The sequence below is a fragment of the Bradyrhizobium sp. SZCCHNRI3043 genome (assembly GCF_032377735.1).
In the GTDB taxonomy this organism is placed as follows: Bacteria; Pseudomonadota; Alphaproteobacteria; order Rhizobiales; family Xanthobacteraceae; genus Bradyrhizobium.
Genome location: NZ_JAUHID010000007.1, coordinates 26,290 through 39,857, shown reverse-complemented (window position 1 = coordinate 39,857; position 13,568 = coordinate 26,290). Strand labels below are relative to the sequence as shown.

13 protein-coding genes are annotated in these 13,568 nt (G+C 65.9%); 10 read left to right on the top strand and 3 right to left on the bottom strand.

What is annotated here, in order from left to right; all coding sequences use genetic code 11:
- Positions 1-105: 105 nt before the first annotated feature.
- Complete coding sequence (locus QX124_RS16445) at positions 106-528, bottom strand: PaaI family thioesterase (RefSeq protein WP_315736104.1); 423 nt, start codon at positions 526-528, stop codon at positions 106-108.
- Positions 529-608: 80 nt separating this feature from the next.
- On the opposite strand from QX124_RS16445, the gene QX124_RS16440 reads away from it, so the two are divergent.
- Positions 609-1,238, top strand: coding sequence for a CoA pyrophosphatase (locus QX124_RS16440; protein WP_315777852.1), 630 nt, complete (start codon positions 609-611; stop codon positions 1,236-1,238).
- A 25-nt stretch (positions 1,239-1,263) separates the two neighbouring features.
- Complete coding sequence (locus QX124_RS16435; RefSeq protein ID WP_315777851.1) at positions 1,264-2,445, top strand: hypothetical protein; 1,182 nt, start codon at positions 1,264-1,266, stop codon at positions 2,443-2,445.
- Between the two features lie 18 nt (positions 2,446-2,463).
- Here QX124_RS16435 and QX124_RS16430 read toward each other — a convergent pair whose 3' ends face one another.
- Positions 2,464-2,766: a hypothetical protein gene (locus QX124_RS16430; RefSeq protein ID WP_315736110.1), complete on the bottom strand. Its 303-nt coding sequence runs from the start codon at positions 2,764-2,766 to the stop codon at positions 2,464-2,466.
- A gap of 172 nt (positions 2,767-2,938) precedes the next feature.
- Between QX124_RS16430 and QX124_RS16425 the strand changes: the two genes are divergently transcribed.
- The 5 genes from QX124_RS16425 (at position 2,939) to QX124_RS16405 (ending at position 8,030) form a co-directional block, all read left to right on the top strand.
- Entirely contained in the window at positions 2,939-3,415 is a 477-nt protein-coding gene (locus QX124_RS16425; protein WP_315736112.1) for a hypothetical protein, read from the top strand.
- 208 nt (positions 3,416-3,623) lie between these two features.
- Positions 3,624-4,586: a TAXI family TRAP transporter solute-binding subunit gene (locus QX124_RS16420; protein WP_315797716.1), complete on the top strand. Its 963-nt coding sequence runs from the start codon at positions 3,624-3,626 to the stop codon at positions 4,584-4,586.
- 155 nt (positions 4,587-4,741) lie between these two features.
- Positions 4,742-6,835 carry a TRAP transporter permease gene (locus tag QX124_RS16415; RefSeq protein WP_315797827.1) on the top strand — a complete coding sequence of 698 codons (2,094 nt, stop codon included), beginning with the start codon at positions 4,742-4,744 and terminating at the stop codon, positions 6,833-6,835.
- Positions 6,832-7,206, top strand: coding sequence for a DUF1850 domain-containing protein (locus QX124_RS16410; protein ID WP_315777850.1), 375 nt, complete (start codon positions 6,832-6,834; stop codon positions 7,204-7,206). The genes QX124_RS16415 and QX124_RS16410 overlap by 4 nt, the downstream gene beginning before the upstream one ends.
- A gap of 23 nt (positions 7,207-7,229) precedes the next feature.
- Entirely contained in the window at positions 7,230-8,030 is an 801-nt protein-coding gene (locus tag QX124_RS16405; RefSeq protein WP_315797715.1) for an SDR family oxidoreductase, read from the top strand.
- A 160-nt stretch (positions 8,031-8,190) separates the two neighbouring features.
- On the opposite strand, the gene QX124_RS16400 is transcribed toward QX124_RS16405, so the two are convergent.
- On the bottom strand, positions 8,191-8,961 hold the full coding sequence (locus tag QX124_RS16400; protein WP_315777848.1) for a hypothetical protein: 771 nt from the start codon (positions 8,959-8,961) through the stop codon (positions 8,191-8,193).
- A 321-nt stretch (positions 8,962-9,282) separates the two neighbouring features.
- Between QX124_RS16400 and QX124_RS16395 the strand changes: the two genes are divergently transcribed.
- The 3 genes from QX124_RS16395 to QX124_RS16385 all read left to right on the top strand — a co-directional run bounded on the left by QX124_RS16395 (position 9,283) and on the right by QX124_RS16385 (position 13,544).
- Positions 9,283-10,032 carry a tetratricopeptide repeat protein gene (locus QX124_RS16395; RefSeq protein WP_315777847.1) on the top strand — a complete coding sequence of 250 codons (750 nt, stop codon included), beginning with the start codon at positions 9,283-9,285 and terminating at the stop codon, positions 10,030-10,032.
- 102 nt (positions 10,033-10,134) lie between these two features.
- On the top strand, positions 10,135-11,517 hold the full coding sequence (locus tag QX124_RS16390; protein ID WP_315797826.1) for a tetratricopeptide repeat protein: 1,383 nt from the start codon (positions 10,135-10,137) through the stop codon (positions 11,515-11,517).
- 122 nt (positions 11,518-11,639) lie between these two features.
- The gene (locus QX124_RS16385; protein ID WP_315797714.1) at positions 11,640-13,544 is read left to right on the top strand and encodes a propionyl-CoA synthetase; all 1,905 of its coding nucleotides are present in this window, start codon (positions 11,640-11,642) and stop codon (positions 13,542-13,544) included.
- The last annotated feature ends 24 nt before the right edge of the window (positions 13,545-13,568 follow it).

The following is a 13,568-nucleotide window of genomic DNA, read 5'->3' as shown; positions in this document are numbered from 1 at the left end:
TCAGCGCGTCATTGCGAGCGCAGCGACGCAATCCAGGGCCGGGTCGGGACTCTGGATTGCTTCGTCGCTGCGCTCCTCGCAATGACGGAGAGGCGAGAGCACGGCTCACTCGCTCTTCAGAATCTTGAACACGCCCGAGGCCATCGCGATCACGCGATGACCGGCCATGACCTCCGTGGTGATGAACACCAGGCTGCGGGTGATCCGCACCACATGCGGCCGCGACACCAGGGTCTCGCCGATCTTGCCGGACTCGACGAAATGCGTGTCGAACTGGATCGTCGCCATGTGCTCCTTGCCCGCGGCGTAGCGGGCCGTCATGCCGCAACTGCGGTCGGCCAGCGTCATGATCACGCCGCCCTGAACCAGGCCGCGGCGGTTGTGGTGCTTGTCCTCGGTGACGATGGCGTACTCGTGGACACCGCCGACGACCCGCTGCCACAGCGGGCCGATCAGATGCAGGAAACCGGAGGTGTCGACGATCTCCCAGCCGTCGGACGTCATCCTGGCCGCGGCTGATTTCGTCATCGCTGAAGACCTTTCCCGTTGTGGCCCGAGCCGGCCTGGAGGTCGTTTCATCTGTCGCCGGCCTGGTGTAGTCAAGCTGCATGCCGATGCCGTTCGACGATGCCACGAGGCGGAAAATCGTAAGCTGCTGTGCCGGTTTCGTGCGGTTGGAGGCGGCTGCGGCGGCGGCCTCGCTGAAGCGCGCGGCGGTGGTGATCGCGCTGGCCCCGCACCACGAGACCGGCGACACGGCGCTGCTGCTCACTCTGCGTGCTGCAGGGCTGCGCAGCCATGGCGGGCAATGGGCGCTGCCGGGCGGACGCTGCGACGCCGGCGAAACGACGGTCGAGGCCGCGCTGCGCGAGCTCGCAGAGGAGCTCGGGCTGATCCTGGCGCCGGATGCGGTGCTGGGCCTGCTCGACGACTATCCGACACGGTCGGGCTATCTGATTACCCCCGTCGTCGTATGGGCGGCCAATGGCCGCACGCTGCGGCCGAATCCGGACGAGGTCGCCTCGGTGCACCGGATCGGCCTCGACGCGATCACGGCGGATGACGCGTTCGATTTCACTGCGATCCCCGAGAGCACGCGGCGCGTCATCCGTTTTCACGCCCGCGAGGGTCTCATTCACGCGCCCACCGCAGCGCTGATCTATCAGTTCCGCGAGGTCCTGTCCGGCCGCGACACCCGGGTGCACGAGCTGGAGCAGCCGGTGTTCGCCTGGAAGTAGCCGCCGTTTCGGCTACAAGGGCGGCATGCTGCATCAGCCGATTCGCACCCTTGCCCTGATTCTCGCCTGCGCCGTTTCCGGCGCGCCGCCTTTGCTGGCCGCGGAACCCGGCTCACCGGTCGCGCCGCGCGAAGCTTTGGCGCAGATGGCATCGCCGGCTGCGATTGCGGAGTATCGGCGCAAACTCGCCGAATATCAGCAGGCGCGGGCGGAGTTTGACCAGGAGGCGGGCGCCTATTGGAAGGCGATCGCCGACAAGCGCCGTGCGCGCAATGCCAAGCGCCGCGACCGCCAGCCGATCGGGCTCGACGACTATGTGTTGGAGCAGCCGCCGGTCTACACGGGGCCGAAGCGGCCGGTGAACCCCGAGCCGGAACCTGAGGGCGAGCCGCGCGAGCGCAAGTACATCCCTGTGGTCGCCGACCTCGTGAAGGCGGCACAGGAGCATTTCCAATGGTCGCCGCAGCGCCCCACCAACGACATCGATTTCAAGCGCGCCTATGCGCGCTTCGCCGCGGCGTCGGGGCTGACGCGCGAGCAGGCGGTGCGCGTCTATGCCTTCGAGACCGGCGGCAACGGCAAGCATGACTCGCAATCGGGCTTCAAGGGCAACCGCGCGATCTCGACGGCGATTGGCTACAATCAGCTCTTGACCACCAACAGTGTCGAGCTGCTGGCAGAGCAGGGCCCGCTGTTCATCCGCCTGCTCGGCGAACGCGTGGCGCAGACGTCCGGCCCGGCGCGGGGCGCGATGGAGCACAAGCTCGCGGTCCTGAAGAAGATGGTCGCGATTGCGCGCTCCGTGCCGGACGACTGGTCGGCGCATGAGAAGATCGGCAATACGCCGCAGGGCTGGGCCATGCATGCGATGGTGCTCGACATCGACGTCGGGCCGATGCTGCAGACCCACAAGCTCTTGACCTCGGTGCTGTTCGCGCGCGCCAAGGGCTACACCCGGCCGCTTTCGGCGGCCGAGCTCGAGATGATGAATCTCACCGGGGACGGCACCGGCTTCGACATGGTGACGATGCCGCTCGAGATGCGCGATCAGGTTCCGACCGCTAACTTCTTCCAGCGCGGCGGCTACGAGCGCAATCCGGTCGCCGTTCGCCACAACACCGTGGCGAAGCTGCTTGCGGTGACGGATGCCAGGATGGACTCGCTCAGCGGCCTGCCCGGCGCCAAGGAGCTGGCGGCGGCGTTCTGAGGCTGCGCTCGCTCGCCTTCACTCATCCGCGCCGAACGAGAAGCTGCCGTCGCCGTCGAGATAGGGGGCCGTCCGCATGTAGAGCTGACCGTTCTGGCCTACGAAGAACAGCGTGCCCTTCGGCACCTTCTTGGCGCCCTTGAGCAGCATGTCGGCGTTCTTGGTGCCCATCTTGTAGGCGAGCGTCTTGCCATCCTTGCCATAGGCGTAGCCCATGTCGGGCTTCAGCTCCCACGGCTCCGGCGGTGCCGCGCGCGCCGCGCTGGTCAGTGCGCCCAGCGCACCGAGGGCGATAAGGGCTTTCAGAACCGGGCTCTTCATGTCCTCCTCCAATCGATGTTATCTCGAACAAATCACGAACGCCGAGGCGGCGTCAACGTCGCCCCGTCGCAGCGCAGTGATCGTTGGCGGATTTTAAATTCGCCGATCTCGCGATTATCCTGCAGCGTGGTTTAGAAACATAGGCCAAGAAAACACTTTGGGGATGATTCGGATGAGCCTCGTCACGAAGATCGGTTGGGTTGCGGCGTTGTCGCTGGTGACGTTGGCATCCGCCCGGGCCGACGACTTCAAGCTGTCCAACAACCAACGCATCGCCTGCAGCCGCGGTCTCTCCGCCGGCAAGCTCAATACGGCCGTCTGCAAGTCCTACGCCTACCTCTTCAACGTGAAGACCTCGGAATATTTCCGCTGCCAGGTCTCACTGTCGCTGACCCGGGACAACAAGGAGGTCATCAACGTCCAGACCGACGGCGGCTGTACCAGGAAGCCGCGCGTGTTCGACACCGATTCCAAATACGAGTTCGACGCCACCGAGACCGAGCCGGCGAACACCAACTCCTTCTTCGGCAATGGCGGCTACTCGATCTGGGTGGCGGATGCGACCCAGCAGAAGGTTCGCGGCTGCATCACGATCTCGTCCGGGCTCGGCTCGGACATCTCCAAATGCCTCGACATGACGTTCCAATGATCGGTGGCCTCGCGAGGGAGGCGGCCCGCCGCATTGGGCTGCACCTGCGGTTCAAGCTGGTGATACTGTCAATGTAAGATTGAACGCGGGGCGCATCGGTCCCGGCCTCGCGCCGTGGGAGCGGGAGCGGCTGGTGCGCCAGTCTTTCGGATGGGTTGACCCAGCGCCCGCAGCCGTCCAATTTGCGGCAAAATCAATGGGAGGATCCATGCGTTTCTCGACATTCTCTGGCGCTGCAACCGGTTTCATTCTGGCAGCCGCCTGCCTGCTCGCGGCGCCAGCGGCGCAGGCGCAGAGTTTCATCAACGTGCTCACCGGCGGCACGTCGGGCGTCTACTACCCGCTCGGTGTCGCGATCGGGAAGATCTACGGCGACAAGATCCCCAATGTGAAGACCCAGGTGCAGGCGACCAAGGCCTCGGTCGAGAACCTGATCCTGCTGCAGCAGGGACGCGGCGAGCTCGCCTTCGCGCTCGGCGACTCCCTGAAAGCCGCCTGGAACGGCGAGGAGGAGGCCGGCTTCAAGACCAAGCTGGACAAGCTGCGCACGATCGGCGCGATCTATCCGAACTACATCCAGATCGTCGCGACGGCCGAGTCCGGCATCAAGACGCTGGCGGATCTCAAGGGCAAGAGTCTGTCGGTCGGCGCGCCGAAGTCCGGCACCGAGCTCAACTCGCGCGCGATCCTCGCCGCCGCCGGCATGAGCTACAAGGATCTCGGCAAGGTGGAGTATCTGCCCTTCGCCGAATCCGTCGACCTGATGAAGAACCGGCAGCTCGGCGCCACCTTGCAGTCGGCTGGCCTCGGCGTCGCTTCGTTGAAGGATCTGTCGACCTCGTCGCCGATCACGGTGGTGTCGGTGCCGAAGGAGGTCGTCGACAAGATCGGTGCGCCGTTCGTGGCGGCGATCATCCCGGCCAACACCTATACCGGCCAGGACAAGGACGTGCCGACCGCGGCTGTGATCAATTATCTCGTCACCAGCTCGGCGGTATCCGACGATCTCGCCTACCAGATGACCAAGCTGATCTTCGACTCCCTGCCGGAGCTCGCCAATGCGCATGCCGCCGGCAAGGAGATCAAGCTGGAGACAGCGGCGCAGGACAGCCCGGTGCCGCTGCATCCGGGCGCGATCCGCTACTACAAGGAAAAGGGCATCCTGAAATAAGGAGCTGCTCGCCCGGCCTTCCTTGCAGGCCGGATCATTCGCAACCGGCTGCGCGGGAAGCCCTCCGCGCAGTCTTGTCGTTCAGGTGATTGCGGCCATGGTCAGCAGCGCCTGATGGGCGCGTTGGGGGGATCATGACGATCGAAGCCGTGAACATGGAAACGCCGGTCAAGGTCGAGTTCGACAATTTCGAGCACGGCTTTCCGGAAGGCTTCGGCCCCGGCCGCTGGGGCTATCTCGCCTACGGCATCGGGCTCGCCTTTGCGATATTCCAGCTCTATGTCGCCGCCTTCAACTATCTGCCGAGCCAGGTCGTCCGCGGCGTCCATGTCGGCTTCCTGCTGCTGCTGACCTTCGGCCTGATCGGCAACTTCACCGCCAAGACCGATGCGGGGCGCATCGCGGGCTGGACCATCGGCGCCATCGGCTTCCTCTGCGGCCTCTATCAGTGGATCTTCTATGCGGATCTGATCGCGCGCGACGGCGATCCGACGCGCACCGATCTCGTGGTCGGAACCCTGCTGGCGGTACTGATCTTCGAGGGCACGCGCCGGCTGATGGGGCTCGCGCTGCCGCTGATGTGCGGCGCCTGCCTGCTGTACTGGTTCTTCGGCCAGTATCTGCCGGCGCCGCTCAACCATCGCGGCTATGATTTCGATCAGGTGATTACACACCTCTCCTTCGGCACCGAGGGCTTCTACGGCGTGCCGATCTACGTCTCGGCGACCTACATCTTCCTGTTCATCCTGTTCGGCTCGTTCCTCGAGCATGCCGGCATGATCCAGCTGTTCACCGACGTCTCGCTCGGCCTGTTCGGTCGCACCCGCGGCGGTCCGGCCAAGGTCGCGGTGTTCGCCTCCGGCATGATGGGCACGATCTCGGGCTCGGGCGTCGCCAATGTGGTGACCGTCGGCCAGTTCACGATTCCGCTGATGATCCGGTTCGGCTACCGCCGCGCCTTCGCCGCCGGCGTCGAAGCCACCGCGTCGATGGGCGGCCAGATCATGCCGCCTGTCATGGGCGCGGTCGCCTTCATCATGGCCGAGACGCTGGGAGTCGACTACTCGGTCATCGTCAAGGCGGCCGTGATCCCGGCCATCCTCTATTTCGCCTCCGCGTTCTGGATGGTGCATCTGGAGGCCGGCAAGCACGGCCTGACCGGGATGAAGCCGTCTGAAATTCCGAGCGCCTGGAAGGCGTTGGTGGCGCGCTGGTACCTCGTGCTGCCGCTCGCCGCGCTGGTCTACATGCTGTTCGAGGGCTTCACGCCGCTGTATGCGGGCTCGATGGGCCTTGCGCTGACGGTAGCGCTGATCCTGGGCACCTCGATCACCATGGGCTTCTCCAACCAGGTGCTGCGCTATGTCTTCTGGATCGGGCTGGCGCTCGTCGTCGGCGCGCTGTCGCGCAACGGCCTGCAGATCGTGCCCGTCGCCTCCGTCGTCGTCGCGCTCGTCATCATCACCGGCTTCGTGCGCGGCGGCATGGGGACCTTGCACGCCTGCCGCGACTCGCTCGCCGAGAGCGCGAAGTCGGCGCTGACCGTCGGCATGGCCTGCGCGATCGTCGGCGTCATCATCGGCATGATGACGCAGACCGGCGTCGGCTCGATCTTCGGCAGCTGGGTGATCGGCCTCGGCAAGACCAGCCTGTTCGCGGCGCTGATCATGACCATGCTGCTGTCGATCCTGCTCGGCACCGGCATTCCGACCATCCCGACCTACATCATCACCGCGGCACTGGCGGCCCCTGCGCTCGCCAAGCTCGGCGTGCCGCTGATCGCGAGCCACATGTTCGCGTTCTACTACGGCATCATGGCGGACCTCTCGCCACCGGTGGCGCTGGCGGCGCTGGCGGCGGCGCCGATCGCCAAGGAGAATCCGGACAAGATCGGCTGGGAGGCGATGCGGATCGCGCTCGCCGGCTACGTCATTCCCTTCATCTTCGTCTACTCGCCGGCATTGATGCTGCAGGCCGGCGACCCGATGGAGGCGCAACTCGGCTTCATCGGCGCGGTGGCGTATGCCTCCGTCAAGGCGCTGATCTCGATCGGCCTGTTCGGCATGGTGGCGATCGGCTTCCTGTACGTGCGCATGACCCTGGTCGAGCGCCTGCTGGCGTTTGTCGCGTCGGTCTGCCTGCTCGGCGAATTTCCCTACAGTGACGTGCTGGGATTTGCCCTGGCGGTGGTGATCGTGGCGTGGCAGTGGCGGCAGCGGCCGCCGGCTGCTGTGGCGGCCTCCGCTTGAGCCTCTGCCTCGCGTCATCGGGTGTGGTGAAGGCGCTGACGCTCGCCGGCTTCACTTTGGCTTGGACCCACTCGGTCGAGAAGACCGCGTGGCAGGAGGATTGGCGCGTCACGGCCGATGGTCTCGAACTGGTGCAGGCGCGCGTCAAGGGCTCGGGCGCGGGCATGGAGCCGCCGCCGGAGGCGCGGCTGGTTGACGGCTGGTTCCAGTGGCAGACCCAGCGGGGGCCGCTGTCGCGGATCGTGCTCGCCAATTCCGGCGCGGCCGGCGAGTGGCGCATCTGTACAGAGGGGCAATGCCGGACGCTGTCGGACATCTTCGGCCATGACATCGGCGCCGCGACCATCACGATGAGCGCCTGTAGCGAATAACGAACGAACGACGGGAGAACGCGATGGATCGTCTCGAGGGCAAGGTGGCGCTGGTGGTCGGTGCGGGCTCGATCGGACCGGGCTGGGGCAATGGCAAGGCCACGGCCGTGACCTTTGCCCGGCACGGCGCCAAGGTGTTCTGCGTCGACCGCAACAAGGACGCCGCCGCGGAGACCGCCTCGATCATTTCAGGCGAAGGCGGGCAGGCCGAGGCGTTCACCGCCGATGTCTCGAAGGCCGCCGAGGTCGAGGCGATGGTGAAGGCTTGCGTTGCCGCCTATGGTCGCATCGACGTGCTCGACAACAATGTCGGCATTGCGGAGATGGGCAGCGTGGTCGATGTCGATGAAGCGGAATGGGACCGCGTGTTCGCGGTCAACCTGAAGAGCGCCTATCTCGCCATGAAGCACGTCATTCCGGTGATGATCGGGCAGGGCGGCGGATCCATCATCAACATCTCCTCGGTGGCCTCGATCCGCCAGGTCGGCATCTCCTATGTCAGCTACGGCGCCAGCAAGGCGGCGATGAACCAGATGACGCGCACGACAGCGGTCGAGTTCGCGCCGAAGCACGTCCGCGTCAATGCGATCCTGCCCGGGCTGATGAAGACGCCGATGGTCGAGCACTCCGCTGGGCTGGCTGCGAGCTACGCCAAGGGCGATGTCGAGGAGATGTGGCGCAAGCGCGATGCGCAGGTGCCGATGGGGCATATGGGCGATGCCTTCGACGTCGCCAATGCCGCGTTGTTCCTCGCCTCCGACGAGTCGCGCTATGTCACCGGCACCATGCTGGTGGTCGATGGCGGGCTGACCTGCAGGAGTTAGGTCTCGCCGCTCTCGTCATTGCGAGCGAAGCGACGTGTCCGCCGTAGCTCGAAGAGCGAGGGCGGAAGCAGTCCGGAGTCTCTCGGGAGCTCTGGATTGCTTCGTCGCCTTCGGCTCCTCGCAATGACGGTGGTGTGGAACGGCTTTGTCTTGTTGAGGGCTATTGCGCCATCGCCAGCATGCCGCCCGCGAATGCATGCCATGCCGAGGTCATGCTGATCGGCCAGTTCAGGAGCTTCACGGCGATCAGCGCCAGCCCGCCATAGACGTAGACCGGGTGGACACGTCCGAACGTGCGGCGGTCGTGGATGATGGCGACGACGAGCAGCAGGTAGGCGACGAAAGCCGGCGGGATCGTTACGAACACCGGCGGCGGGCCGAGCGGGCCGGGCGGCGCCAGGAATGTCAGGAACCAGCGCGCCACGGCGGCGTCGAGCAGCGAGATGCCGGCGAGCAGCATCAGCCGCTTGTGCGTTTCCGGCCGGCGCAGATGGACAACCGCGAGCGTAAAGACCACGGCAAAGAAGGCGATGCCGCTGAGCGGCACGATGGCAAAGGCGATGCCCTCATTGACCTGCCCCATTGCCGCAGAGCGCTTCATCGCCTCGATGGCAACGAGGAAGCCAAAGATCGTCATCGCCGTGGCGAGCGATACGCCGAAGATGCCGAGCGAGCGGTGCCGCGCCGTGCGTCCGGATGCGGCAAGCCAGCTCTGCAGCGCGAAATACAGAGTCCAGGTGAAGAACAGGAAGCCGTGGAAATGAATCACGGGCGCGCCGGAGAATGAGCCGCGGGCCAGTGGCAGCCAGTAGGTCGGTGCGAAGCCGATGATCGCAATGGCCATGCAGGCCAGAGCCATGTTGAAATAGAAATAGCGCGCAGGGGACGCAACGACGCCGCGTGCGCGCGAATTGTCGGTCAGAATAGTCATGCGGTTGTGTCTGCTGGGATCGCAACAGGTTCAAATGGCGACCGAAGGCATCGCCGGGGGCGCGCATCCACAACATCGCGAGGGGAATGCGCGGCACGACCACACGCATTTTTGTCGGGGCCGCAATCAGCTCGCGAGCGCCCGTTCGCAAGGGGCGCCTTCTGCAGGAAAGGACTGTCGCACCGCGGCTGCCGCTGTATAGTTGAAGTCGCCGCGGCGGCGGCTACGCCCGCGCCGTGCCGGATCGCCCACGACCTGAGAGAGCCATCTGCCTTGACCGCATCCGTCTCCTCATGGGCTGCAGCCGATCGCCGGGATGGGATGCTGCGCCTCGCTGCGCTTGTCGCGCTCGGATGGCTGGTCTCGACCCAGGCCCATGCGGTCGGCGCGGCCGAGCCCGGCAAGGAGCTGGCGGTGGATGCCGGTGCCTGTATGGCGGCCTCGGAGGCGCGCGATGGCGACAAGGTGCTCACCGAATGCGGCGCCGTGATCGACAATCCCAAGGCCGCGAGGGCCGATCGCATCAACGCGCTGATCGCGCGCGCCTCGATCTTCATCACCAGGGGTGAGATCGATCGCGCCATCGCCGATTACGGCGTGACCTTGCAGCTCAACCCGACGCTCGCCAGCATCTTCAATGCGCGCGGCGAACTGCATCGCAAGAAGGGCGACCGTCCGAAGGCGCTGGCCGATTTCGCCGCGGCGCTGCGGCTCAATCCGGATCACGCCAGCGCCCGCAGCAACTACCACGCGCTCGCAGTGGAGCTCGAGCGCCTGGGCGCGCAGATGGCCGTCGCGGGCAGGCCGAGCTTCAATTGCGCCATGGCGCGGCGCGCCGTGGAGAAAGCGATCTGCGCCGATCCGGAGCTCGCCAATCTCGATCGCGAGATCGACGGCGCGCAGGCCCGCGTCGTTCGCGAGGCGGCCGGCCCCGCCGCGGCGCGCGCCCTGCAGCGCGAGCAGGACGCGTTCATCGCGCGGCGCAACGCCGGCTTTGGCAAGCCCGGCTACGATCTCAAGAAGGCGATGCAGGACCGCCTGCGGCGGCTGAACGGCGTCGACGGCTATTGACCATCGGCGTGGCCGCTTGAACCGGGTTTCGTCCGGAGACGACAACGGGGGAGATCAGCATCTCAACCCGCAACAGTCGGAATTCGAGCCGAGTCCATGCCGATGCACGCTTTCATTCGTTCGATTTCATCCCGCTCGTCCTACCTCGCGCTGGGTCTTGCAGCCGGGCTTGTCCTTGGCCTCGGGGCCCGGCCAGCATTCGCCGCGGACCCCGAATGCGCTTTGGGCAGCAAGGCGCCCCCGTCCGAACTCATCGCCGCCTGCTCGACGGCAATCGAGCAGGCATCGGGTTCGCCGAAGGATCAATCCATCGCCCTGGTCGCCCGTGCCGACGCCCGTGCCCGCACCTCCAGCGGCCTGACCCAGGCCCTGAAGGATCTCGACCGTGCCATCGCGCTCGACGGCAAGAATGCGCGCGCCTATCGGCTGCGAGGCGACCTGATGCGCGAAGCCGGTGGCGATGCCGGCAAGGCGGCGGCCGATCTGAGCATGGCGATCTCGCTCGATCCGAATGACGCCGAAGCCTATGAGCTGCGTGGCGTTGTCCATACCGAGCAGCGCCGTCTTGATCGCGCTCTGGCCGACTACGACCAGGCGATCCGGCTGAAGCCCGACTACGCGCAGGCCTATGCCGACCGGGGCGTCGCCTTCTACCTGCGCGGCGACAATGAGAAGGCCGTGCGCGACTATGACGAGGCGATCCGGCTCGACCCGGAACGGCCGCGCACATTCACCAATCGTGCCGCGGCCTACAAGAAGCTCGGCCAGATGGACAAGGCGCTGGCCGATGACGACGAGGCGATCCGGCGCGATCCGAAGGTGTCGGAATATTACGACAATCGCGGCCTCACCTACGCCGCCATGAAGGAGTACGACAAGGCGATCGCCGATTATGACCAGGCGATCAGGATGGAGCAACGGGCAAATTTCTTCACCAATCGCGGCGATTCCCATCAGTTCAAGAACGAACTCGGCGCGGCGCTCAGCGACTACGACGCGGCGCTGCGGCTCGATCCGAATTTCGCGCTCGCCTACAACAACCGCGCGGTGTTGTTCAAGAAGATGGGTGAGCGCGCCAAGGCGCTGGCCGACTACGAGGCGGCGCTGCGGCTGGATCCCGGTAACGACAATGCCATCGCCGGCCGGCGCGTCGTGCTGGCCGAGATCAAGAAGTTCGGCGCCGAGCCGCCGCGTCCGTTGAATGCGCCGTCGGAGCGCAGCGGGCCGTCCTTCGACTGCGCCACCGCCGTGCGCGAGGTCGAGAAGGTCATCTGTGCCGACCCGCAGCTCTCGGTGCTCGATCTCGGCATTTCCGAAAGCTACGCCCGGCTGCTGAAATCCTCGCGCGGCCGCGCCGCTGCCGAACTGCGCAGCAGGCAGCGTGACTTCATCGCCGAGCGCAACGCCCGCTTCGGCAAGCCGGGCTACGACCTTCGTCTAGCCCTGCAGCGTCGCCTGGATACCCTCCGCGACGCAGCGCATTGATCCGGCCCGGAAAATGGCCCGGACGTCCGGCCCGCCTGATCTGGATCAATTCATGACGGCTTGAACTGTCGCTTTGTCCCGTGACAATAGTCGGGAATAAACACAGATCTTGGGGAAACGTCATGAGCGCTGCGAGCCGCTATCACGAGGTCCATGCACGGTCGCTGCAGGACCCCGAAGGGTTCTGGGCCGAGGCCGCCCGCGCGATCGATTGGATCGAGCCGGCCAAAAAGATCTTCGATCCGTCGATGGGCGCCTATGGCCGCTGGTTCACTGGGGCCGTCGTCAACACCTGCTACAACGCGCTCGATCGCCACGTCGCCGCCGGCCGCGGCGAGCAGTTGGCGCTGATTCACGATTCGCCGCTCACCAGCTCGGTCACCAAGCTCACCTATGCCGAGATGCTGAAGGAGGTGCAGACGCTCGCCGCGATCATGCAGGATTTCGGCGTCGGCAAGGGTGACCGCGTTATCCTCTACATGCCGATGGTGCCGGAAGCGATGGTCGCGATGCTCGCCTGCGCGCGCATCGGCGCGGTGCATTCGGTCGTATTCGGCGGCTTCGCGGCCAAGGAGCTCGCCACCCGCATCGACGATGCGACGCCAAAGCTCGTGCTATCGGCGAGCTGCGGCATCGAGCCCGGCCGCATCGTGCAATACAAGCCGCTGCTCGACCAGGCGATCGAGCTCGCCGACAACAGGCCCAAGGCCTGCATCATCCTGCAGCGTCCCGAGCATGTCTGCGAGCTCAAGCCCGGCCGCGATTACGACTGGGCCGCGCTGCGCAAGTCCGCGCTCGCCAATGGCAAGGCGGCGCCGTGCGTGCCCGTGCTGGCGACCGATCCGCTCTACATCCTCTACACGTCGGGCACGACCGGCAAGCCGAAGGGCGTGGTGCGCGACAATGGCGGGCACCTCGTCGCGCTCAAATGGTCAATGGAGAATCTCTATGGCATCAAGCCGGGCGAGGTGTGGTGGTGCGCCTCCGACATCGGCTGGGTGGTCGGCCACAGCTACATCATCTACGGCCCGCTGATCCATGGCGCGACGTCGGTGATGTATGAGGGCAAGCCGGTCGGCACGCCCGATGCCGGCGCGTTCTGGCGCGTCATCAGCGACCACAAGGCGGTGGCGCTGTTCACGGCGCCGACCGCGTTCCGCGCCATCCGCAAGGAAGATCCCGAAGGCACGTTGCTGCGCAAATACGATTTGTCACAGTTCCGCACGCTGTTCCTCGCCGGCGAGCGCGCCGACCCGCCGACCGTGGAATGGGCCGAGCAGCAGTTGAAGGTGCCGGTCATCGACCACTGGTGGCAGACCGAGACCGGCTGGTGCATCGCCGGAAATCCGGCCGGCCTCGGCCTCTTGCCGGTCAAGCACGGCTCGCCGACGGTCCCGATGCCGGGCTACCAAGTCGACATCGTCGACGAGGCGGCGAGGCCAGTGCCCGCCAACACCATGGGCTCGATCGTGATCAAGCTGCCGATGCCGCCGGGCTGCCTGCCGACGCTGTGGCAGCAGGAGGATCGCTTCAAGGAGTCCTATCTCAGCGAGTTCCCCGGCTACTACAAGACCTCGGACGCCGGCTACAAGGACGAGGACGGCTACGTCTTCGTGATGGGCCGCACCGACGACATCATCAATGTCGCCGGCCACCGGCTCTCGACCGGCGGCATGGAGGAGATCCTGGCCTCGCATCCGGACGTCGCCGAATGCGCCGTGCTCGGCATCAAGGATGCGATCAAGGGCGAGGTGCCCTGCGGCTTCCTCGTGCTCAAGGCCGGCGTCTCGCGCAGCCCGTCTGTAATCGAGAAGGAAATCGTGGCGCTGGTGCGCGACAAGCTCGGCCCCGTCGCTGCGTTCAAGCTCGCCATCACCGTCGGCCGGTTGCCGAAGACGCGTTCCGGCAAGATCCTGCGCGGCACGATCAAGAAGATCGCCGACGGCGAGCAATGGAGCATGCCGGCCACGATCGAGGATCCCAAGGTGCTCGAGGAAATCGGCGAGGCGCTGAAGAGCCGCGTCTGACGCGGCGCCGCTGAACGTGCCCCG

Coding starts and splice junctions, on each gene's coding strand:
- QX124_RS16430 (WP_315736110.1), bottom strand. CDS start 2,766: ATGAAGAGCCCGGTTCTGAAAGCCCTTATCGCCCTCGGTGCGCTGGGC.
- QX124_RS16390 (WP_315797826.1), top strand. CDS start 10,135: ATGCACGCTTTCATTCGTTCGATTTCATCCCGCTCGTCCTACCTCGCG.
- QX124_RS16400 (WP_315777848.1), bottom strand. CDS start 8,961: ATGACTATTCTGACCGACAATTCGCGCGCACGCGGCGTCGTTGCGTCC.
- QX124_RS16405 (WP_315797715.1), top strand. CDS start 7,230: ATGGATCGTCTCGAGGGCAAGGTGGCGCTGGTGGTCGGTGCGGGCTCG.
- QX124_RS16440 (WP_315777852.1), top strand. CDS start 609: ATGCCGATGCCGTTCGACGATGCCACGAGGCGGAAAATCGTAAGCTGC.
- QX124_RS16420 (WP_315797716.1), top strand. CDS start 3,624: ATGCGTTTCTCGACATTCTCTGGCGCTGCAACCGGTTTCATTCTGGCA.
- QX124_RS16385 (WP_315797714.1), top strand. CDS start 11,640: ATGAGCGCTGCGAGCCGCTATCACGAGGTCCATGCACGGTCGCTGCAG.
- QX124_RS16415 (WP_315797827.1), top strand. CDS start 4,742: ATGGAAACGCCGGTCAAGGTCGAGTTCGACAATTTCGAGCACGGCTTT.
- QX124_RS16435 (WP_315777851.1), top strand. CDS start 1,264: ATGCTGCATCAGCCGATTCGCACCCTTGCCCTGATTCTCGCCTGCGCC.
- QX124_RS16425 (WP_315736112.1), top strand. CDS start 2,939: ATGAGCCTCGTCACGAAGATCGGTTGGGTTGCGGCGTTGTCGCTGGTG.
- QX124_RS16445 (WP_315736104.1), bottom strand. CDS start 528: ATGACGAAATCAGCCGCGGCCAGGATGACGTCCGACGGCTGGGAGATC.
- QX124_RS16395 (WP_315777847.1), top strand. CDS start 9,283: ATGCTGCGCCTCGCTGCGCTTGTCGCGCTCGGATGGCTGGTCTCGACC.